Below are 670 nucleotides of genomic sequence, written 5' to 3' on the forward strand. Positions count from 1 at the left end.
CCGTCAGCGTCACCAGTTACGTTGGCTGGGGTGTCCGGGCACTTGTCAACGTTGTCGCAAACGCCATCGTTGTCGCTGTCGGAGCAAACTTCAGCTGGTGCTGGAACTGGAGCAGCAGCAGGCTTGGAGCCGCCACCGAAGTTCACACCGATACCAACGCTAGGAGCCCACTCGGTGTCGCCCTGGTCGATGTTGTACTGAGCTTCAACGCCGGCACGGGCGTAGAAGTTCTCGGTGAAGTACAGCTTGGCACCAGCGCCCAGGTTGGCGAAGGTGGAGCGGTCACGACCGCCGGAACCGTTCTGACCGATGCTCTGATCGGAGAAACCAGCCGATACGTACGGACGCAGCATATCGCCTGGGTTGTTGAAGTGGTACAGAGCGTCCAGAGCGGTGTTCGCGCCCTTGATGTTACGACCGTCGTCGGAACGCACGTTGTGCACTTCGTCGTAGCCCAGACGCAGTTCAACGTCGTCGGTCAGGAAGTAACCGATCGAGCCGCCGAACAGGTTGCCGTTGTTCTTGAAGTTACGAGCGCTGTCGAATTGCTCTTTCTTTGCGAAGCCTTCGATTTCAACTGCGCCTTGGCCTTGTGCCAGAGCGCCGAACGAAGTGGCGGCAATCAGAGAACCAATGGCCAAGCCCAACGTGTTTTTCAGTTTCATCCGTT

At 58.1% G+C, this 670-nt stretch carries 1 pseudogene (running past one end of the window); it reads right to left on the reverse strand.

The features are described from left to right. A pseudogene (locus ACIF4X_RS18870) lies at positions 1-665 on the reverse strand (OmpA family protein); it reaches 252 nt to the left of the window's first position. Positions 666-670: the final 5 nt, after the last annotated feature.

This window comes from Pseudomonas sp. NPDC085632, assembly GCF_044541255.1.
Lineage (GTDB): Bacteria > Pseudomonadota > Gammaproteobacteria > Pseudomonadales > Pseudomonadaceae > Aquipseudomonas.